The 5,857-nt window shown below is 72.6% G+C and carries 6 protein-coding genes; 2 read left to right on the forward strand and 4 right to left on the reverse strand.

Features of this window, described 5'->3' with window-relative positions:
* Positions 1-143: 143 nt before the first annotated feature.
* From ACFUEL_RS33505 to ACFUEL_RS33515, 3 genes are all read right to left on the reverse strand, one after another.
* A complete protein-coding gene (locus ACFUEL_RS33505; RefSeq protein WP_380240986.1) occupies positions 144-1,004 on the reverse strand; it encodes a carbohydrate ABC transporter permease in 861 nt (286 codons plus the stop codon).
* Positions 1,001-1,915 (reverse strand): carbohydrate ABC transporter permease, encoded by a 915-nt coding sequence (locus ACFUEL_RS33510; RefSeq protein ID WP_380240987.1) that lies wholly within the window; start codon positions 1,913-1,915, stop codon positions 1,001-1,003. The genes ACFUEL_RS33505 and ACFUEL_RS33510 overlap by 4 nt, the downstream gene beginning before the upstream one ends.
* A 101-nt stretch (positions 1,916-2,016) precedes the next feature.
* Positions 2,017-3,297: an extracellular solute-binding protein gene (locus ACFUEL_RS33515; RefSeq protein WP_380240989.1), complete on the reverse strand. Its 1,281-nt coding sequence runs from the start codon at positions 3,295-3,297 to the stop codon at positions 2,017-2,019.
* 272 nt (positions 3,298-3,569) lie between these two features.
* Between ACFUEL_RS33515 and ACFUEL_RS33520 the strand changes: the two genes are divergently transcribed.
* A complete protein-coding gene (locus tag ACFUEL_RS33520) occupies positions 3,570-4,418 on the forward strand; it encodes a GntR family transcriptional regulator (protein WP_380240991.1) in 849 nt (282 codons plus the stop codon).
* Between the two features lie 90 nt (positions 4,419-4,508).
* On the opposite strand, the gene ACFUEL_RS33525 is transcribed toward ACFUEL_RS33520, so the two are convergent.
* Complete coding sequence (locus tag ACFUEL_RS33525) at positions 4,509-5,177, reverse strand: hypothetical protein (protein ID WP_380240993.1); 669 nt, start codon at positions 5,175-5,177, stop codon at positions 4,509-4,511.
* Positions 5,178-5,304: 127 nt separating this feature from the next.
* Here ACFUEL_RS33525 and ACFUEL_RS33530 point away from each other — a divergent pair.
* Positions 5,305-5,857, forward strand: a 553-nt coding sequence (locus ACFUEL_RS33530; protein WP_380240995.1) for an MFS transporter, incomplete at its 3' end; no start/stop codon positions are given.

Genomic DNA, 5,857 nt, shown 5'->3' on the forward strand with positions numbered 1-5,857 from the left:
CCCCGGTGGCGGCCGGTCGGCCGGGCGCTGGTACCCGGTCGGGGCGCTGTGCCGGGCCCGTCCCCGCCGGTGGCGGGGTCGGGGTGCTTCCGGCGGCGGTCGGTTCGCCCGGCGCGGGGGTCTCGGCGGGGGTGTTCCGGGGGTCAGCCCTTGACGGCGCCGGCGGTCATGCCGGTGGTGACCTTGTTCTGCAGGAACAGGAAGACCAGCAGGACGGGGAGCATGAAGAGGCTGGCGGCGGCCATGGTGGCGCCCCAGTCGGTGCCGAAGACGTTGGCGAAGGAGGAGAGCCAGACCGGGAGGGTGCGGGCGTCCTGGTTCTTGATGATCAGGGTGTTCGCGAAGGCGAACTCGTTCCAGGCGGTGATGAAGCCGAACAGCGAGGTGGCGAGCAGGCCGGGGGCGAGCAGCGGGAGGGTGACCCGGCGGAAGGCGGCGGCCCGGGTACAGCCGTCGACCTGGGCGGCTTCTTCGAGTTCGGCGGGGACGGCGGCGAGGAAGCCGCGCAGGGTGACGATGGTGAAGGGGAGGGTGGTCATGAAGTAGACCAGGGTGAGCATGCTGAGGTTGTCGAGCATGTCGGTGTCGCGGGCGATGACGTACATCGGGATCAGCAGGGCTTCCCAGGGCGCCATCTGGGCGGTGAAGACCAGCAGCAGGAACGCCCGGCGGCCGCGCCAGCGCAGCCGGCCGACGGCGTACGCGGCGAGCAGGGCGACGACCAGGGAAAGCAGGACGGCGCTGAGGGTGACCAGCAGGCTGTTGCGCCAGTAGCCGCCGAAGCCGGGGGCGTGGATCGCGGTGGAGAAGTGTTCGAGGGTGGGGTGCAGGGGCAGGAAGGCGGGGGTGGCGGACTGGATCTCGGCGGTGGGCTTGAAGGCGGTGACCACCATCCAGTAGACCGGGAACGCGGCGGTGACGAGGACGGCGAGCGCGGCGAGGTTGAGCGGCAGGCGGCGCAGTCGGCGGGGAGCGAGGAGCTTGCGGGGGGCGAGGGGGTTCACGCCTCGGCTCCTTCCTGGCGGTGCATCCGCCGCAGGGTGGTGACGAGCGCGGCCAGCAGGATCAGCACGGTGAGCGTGGAGGCGGCGGCGCCGAGGTCGTACTTGTGCAGGTTCTGGGCGATCTGGAAGGCGTAGACGGGCAGCGTGGTGGTGGCGCCGTTGGGGCCGCCCTGGCTGACCACCCAGATCTGGGCGAAGCACTTGAAGGTCCAGATCACTTCGAGCGAGGTGACCAGGGCGAACAGCGGCCGCAGGACGGGGACGGTGACCAGGCGGAAGGTCTGCCAGGCGCCGGCGCCGTCGATCCGGGCGGATTCGTAGAGTTCGGCGGGGATGGTGGTGAGCCCGCCGTAGAGGGTGAGCGCCGCGAAGGGGACGGACTGCCAGACCACCAGCAGCACCAGGACGGTGAAGGTGGCGCCGGAGTGGGCGAACCAGGCGTAGTCGTGGTAGCCGTGCAGCCCCAACTGGTCAAGTGCCCAGTTGACCACCCCGAAGCGGGACTGGAAGAGCCACTGGAAGACCGTGGTGGCGGCGATCACCGGGGTCGCCCAGACCAGCACCAGGGCGCTCATCACGGCCAACCGCATCCGCTTGCCGAGCCGGACCAGCATCAGCGCGACCAGCGTGCCGAGGCCGGTGATCAGCACGGTGTTGAGGGCGGTCCAGCCGAGGGTGCGCAGGGTGACGGTCCAGAACTTGGGGTCGTCGAGCAGCGTGGTGTAGTTGTCGAACCCGACGAAGGGGGCGCCGCCGCGGATGAGTTCGGCCAGCCGGAAGTGCTGGAAGGAGATCACCAGGTTGCGGGCGACGGGATAGAGCAGCAGGTACGCCGCGCCCACCAGGGTCGGGGCGATGAGCAGGTAGGGCCGGATCCGGGTGCGGAGCGGCGGTGACGCGTTGGTGGGCACGGCGGGGTGTACTCCTGTTCGACGGTGGTGCGGACCCGGGAGGGCGGACCGGCGGGGGCCCGGCCGGGCGGCGGGCCGGGCCGGCGGGGGGCCGGTCGGGGTCAGTTGCCGCTGAGCGCCTTGGTGATGGCCTGGCTGGCGGTCTTGCCCGCGGCACCGGGGTCGGCGCCGGTGAGGACCTGGGTCATGTACTGCTTGATCGGGTTGTCGGCCTCGACGGCGGCCCAGTCGGGCGAGTTGGGGGTGGCGTGGCCGTTGACCGCGCCGGCCGCCATCGCGGCGGCGCCCTCGTTGCCGCTGAGCACCGAGGCCAGGGTGGTCCGGTTGGGGACGTAGCTCATCTGCTTGGCGATCTCGGTCTGCCACTTGTCCCCGGCCAGTGCCTTGACCACCTCGTAGGCGGCCTGCTGGTGGTGGGAGGACTCGGGGACGATCAGGTCGGAGCCGCCGGTGAACACCGCGCCGGGCTTGTCGGCGCTCTTGCCGGGGATCGGGAAGAAGCCGAGCTTGTCCTTGAGCTCCGGGTTGGCCTTGAGGATGGCGGCGGCGCCGCCGGGGGTGGAGATCAGCTGCGCGGTGTGGCCCTGGGCGAACACCTCGGCCTGCAGCGGCTTGGCCTCGTCGGAGTCCTTGGGGCCCTTGCCGAGGGCCTGGAGCTGCTGGTAGAAGCCGATCGCGGCCTTGGCCTGCGGGGTGTCCAGGGCGCCGGCCCACTTGCCGTCGGAGCCCTTGACGGCGAGGTCGCCGCCCTCGTCCCACAGGAAGCCGGCCAGCACGTACCAGGTCTGGCCGGAGAGGTAGATGCCCTCGTTGCCGCCGGTGTTGAGCTTCTGGGTGTCGGTGATCCACTCCTCCCGGGTCTTGGGCGGGGTGGTGATGCCGGCCTGCTGGAACAGGTCCTTGCGGTAGATGACCACCCGGTTGGCGGCGTACCACGGGATGCCGAACTGCTGGCCGCCGATGTTGCCGGGGGCGGCGAGCCCGGGGATCCAGTGCGCGCCGTCGAGTTCGGCGGTCTTGTCGCTGAGGTCGTGCACGCCGCCGCTGGCCGCGTACTGGGCGACCTGGGTGTTGCCGACCTCGATCACGTCGGGGGCGTCGTTGCTGGCCAGCGCACTGGTGACCTTCTGGCCGATGCCCTCCCAGTCCTGGATCTGCACCTTCAGGGTGGTGCCGGGGTGGGAGGACTCGAAGTCGGCCTTGAAGTCCTTCAGGAAGGTGTCGGTGACGCTGTCCTTCATGATCCAGACCGTCAGCTCGGCCGGTCCGGCCGTCTCCTGGGAGCCCGAACCGGAGCCGGAGGAGCAGGCGGTCAGGGTGGCCGCCCCGAGCAGTAGGGCGATCGCGGAGCGCAGGGTGGTCGGAAGTGCGGTGGATCTCACGGTGGGTGCCGCCTCAAGGTGACTGGGGATGCGTGTGGGGGCTGTTCCAAGGAGACCGACTGTTTACCAGTACAGTGGACTGGTCCGGTCGGTGGTAAGAGAAGGTGGCACAGCCGCCACGGCCCGTCAAGGCCCCTCGCGTCCACTTCACACGGGCTCCGACCTGCAAGGAAACCTTCCAGTTCGGGGCTTCCGGGGCCTGGGCCACCACTGGTAAGGTCCGCGAACTGGTCTGGTATGGTCTGACCAGTTCGGAGCGAAGGGATGGAACGATGGCGACGGATTCGTCCGGCGGGGCGGGATTGAAGCGCGATCAGGTCAGGGAGTACCTGCGCGAGCTGGTCGAGTCGCTGACCCCCGGCGACCCCGTCCCCTCCGAGCGGACGCTCTGCGCCCAACTCGGCGTCTCGCGCCCGACGCTGCGCGCCGGGGTGGACGAACTGGTGGCCGCGGGGCTGCTGGTGCGCGAGCACGGGCGTGGCATGTTCGTCGCCCCGGCCAAGATCGTCCAGGAGCTGACCCCGTCCGGCGGGGGCGAGCCGTCCTTCAGCGTGCCGCGGGCGTCGGGGAGTTGGACCAGCCGGGTGCTGGAGTTCAGCTCGATGCCGGCCGGTGCGGCGATCGGCCGCAAGCTGTGGCTCTCACCGCCGACGCCGATCCTGCACATCGTCCTGCTGCGGCTGGTGGACGGCGAGCCGATGGCGATCGAGCACCTGCACATCCCGGCCGCCCTGCTGCCCGGCCTGGCCCCCGCCGACCTGGAGCGCGGCGACCTCTACCAGCTGATGGCCGCCCGCGGGGTGCACGTCCACCAGGCCGTGCAGGCCATCGAGCCCACCGTGGTCAGCGACCGCGAGGCCCGGCTGCTGGCAGTCCCCGCCCTGTCCCCCGCGCTGCGCTTCGAGCGGCTGACCACCGACGCCTCCGGCGACCCCGTCGAGTACGTCCACTCGCTCTACCGGGGCGACCGCTACCGGATCGTCTCCCGGATCTCGCTCGCCGACCCGTCCCCCGCCACCCCGGGCGACTCCCGCCACCACCCGGGCATCCCCCCGGGCGACCTGACCACCCGCGGCACCGGCCCGACCGTCACCACGGGGGACATCCAGCCGCTGCTGTGACCCGCGCGGGAGCCGGGGGCGGAGTTCGGGCCGGGCGGGGTCAGGACCGGGAGCGGGCAGGCGCGGGCGGGCCGGTGTGCGGGCCGGCCCTCAGTCGCGCGGGGCACTGTACCAGCGCCACTCGGCGGGGCGCTCGAGGCCGGGCAGGTCGCCCCGGCCGGTGGCCCAGCGCAGGGTCGGCCAGGGGTCGGTGCCGGCGGGCGCGCCGGGGAAGAGCCGGTGCAGCACCCGGGCGCTGATCCCGGCGGGGGCCGTCCACTCCAGCCCCAGGCCGAGCGCCAGGTCCTCGGCGTGGGCGAAGAGTTCGACCAGCCCCATGGCGGCGCTGCCCTCGGCGTCCGCCGTTCCGAAGCCGTGGAAGGCGCGGTCCTGCGGGCGCGCCGTGCGGACCATCGCCACCAGCAGCGCCCCGCACGCCTCCAGCACCTGGACCAGGCCCCGCGGTCCGGCCTCCCGCTGGGCGAAGACGACGTTGGCGGGCTTGCCCGGTGCCTCCCGCCGGTAGACGAAGGGTACGAAGCCCTCGGCGGGGGGCGTCTGCGGGCCGAGCTGGGCCGCGTAGGAGAACAGGTCGTCCGCCAGGTGCTCGGCGGTCTCCCAGCAGCTCCACTCCAGCGTCCCGGCGGGCCGGTCCCAGTCGGCGGCGGCCGCGTCCGGCCCGCTCAGCAGGGCGACGACCAGCCGGACGCCCTCGGCCAGGTCGTCCGCCGTCACCGGGCCGACGGCGCCGGGGTGTTCCGCATGTCCGTGATCGACCATGTGCCGAGCGTACCCGCCGGAGGCCGAAGAGTCGTCTCGACGTCAAGCATCTTGATATCGAGATACTCATCGGGCAGAGTTGCTCGCCGTACGGACGGACGGCCCTCTGCGGAGAACGGGGAGCACCATGGGCGAGCGGGCGCGGAGCGAAGGACTGGCGGCCCAGCTGCGCCGTCCGCCGGGCGGACGGGACGGGCGGACGATGCTGTGGACGCTGTTCGTCGACCGCACCGGCACCGGCGTCTGGTCGGCGGTCTGCGTGCTGTACTTCACCGAGCTGAGCCGGCTGTCAGCCGCCCAGATCGGCCTGCTGCTGGGCCTGTCCTCGGTGGCGGGCATCGCCGGCACCCCGCTCGCGGGGCGGCTGGCCGCCGTGCACGGGGCCCGGCGGGTGCTGATCGGCTGCCACCTGCTGCGGGTGGCGGCGCTGGCGGCGGTGCTGGCGTGCTCCTCGTTCGCGGCGCTGCTGCTGGTGGTGGGGCTGGCCACGGTGGGCGACCGGGCGGCCCGCTCGATGGAGATCCTGTACGCCACCGAGGTCGCGGGCGAGCGGCACTCGGCCTACCGGGCGCTGTCGCGCACCGCGATGAACGCCGGGTACGCGGCGGGCGCGGGCCTGGCCGCGCTCGGCCTGGCGGCGGGCACCGCGGCCGCGTACCGGGCGCTGGTGGTCGCCGACG

This window comes from Kitasatospora sp. NPDC057198, from assembly GCF_042670125.1.
Taxonomy (GTDB): Bacteria; Actinomycetota; Actinomycetes; order Streptomycetales; family Streptomycetaceae; genus Kitasatospora.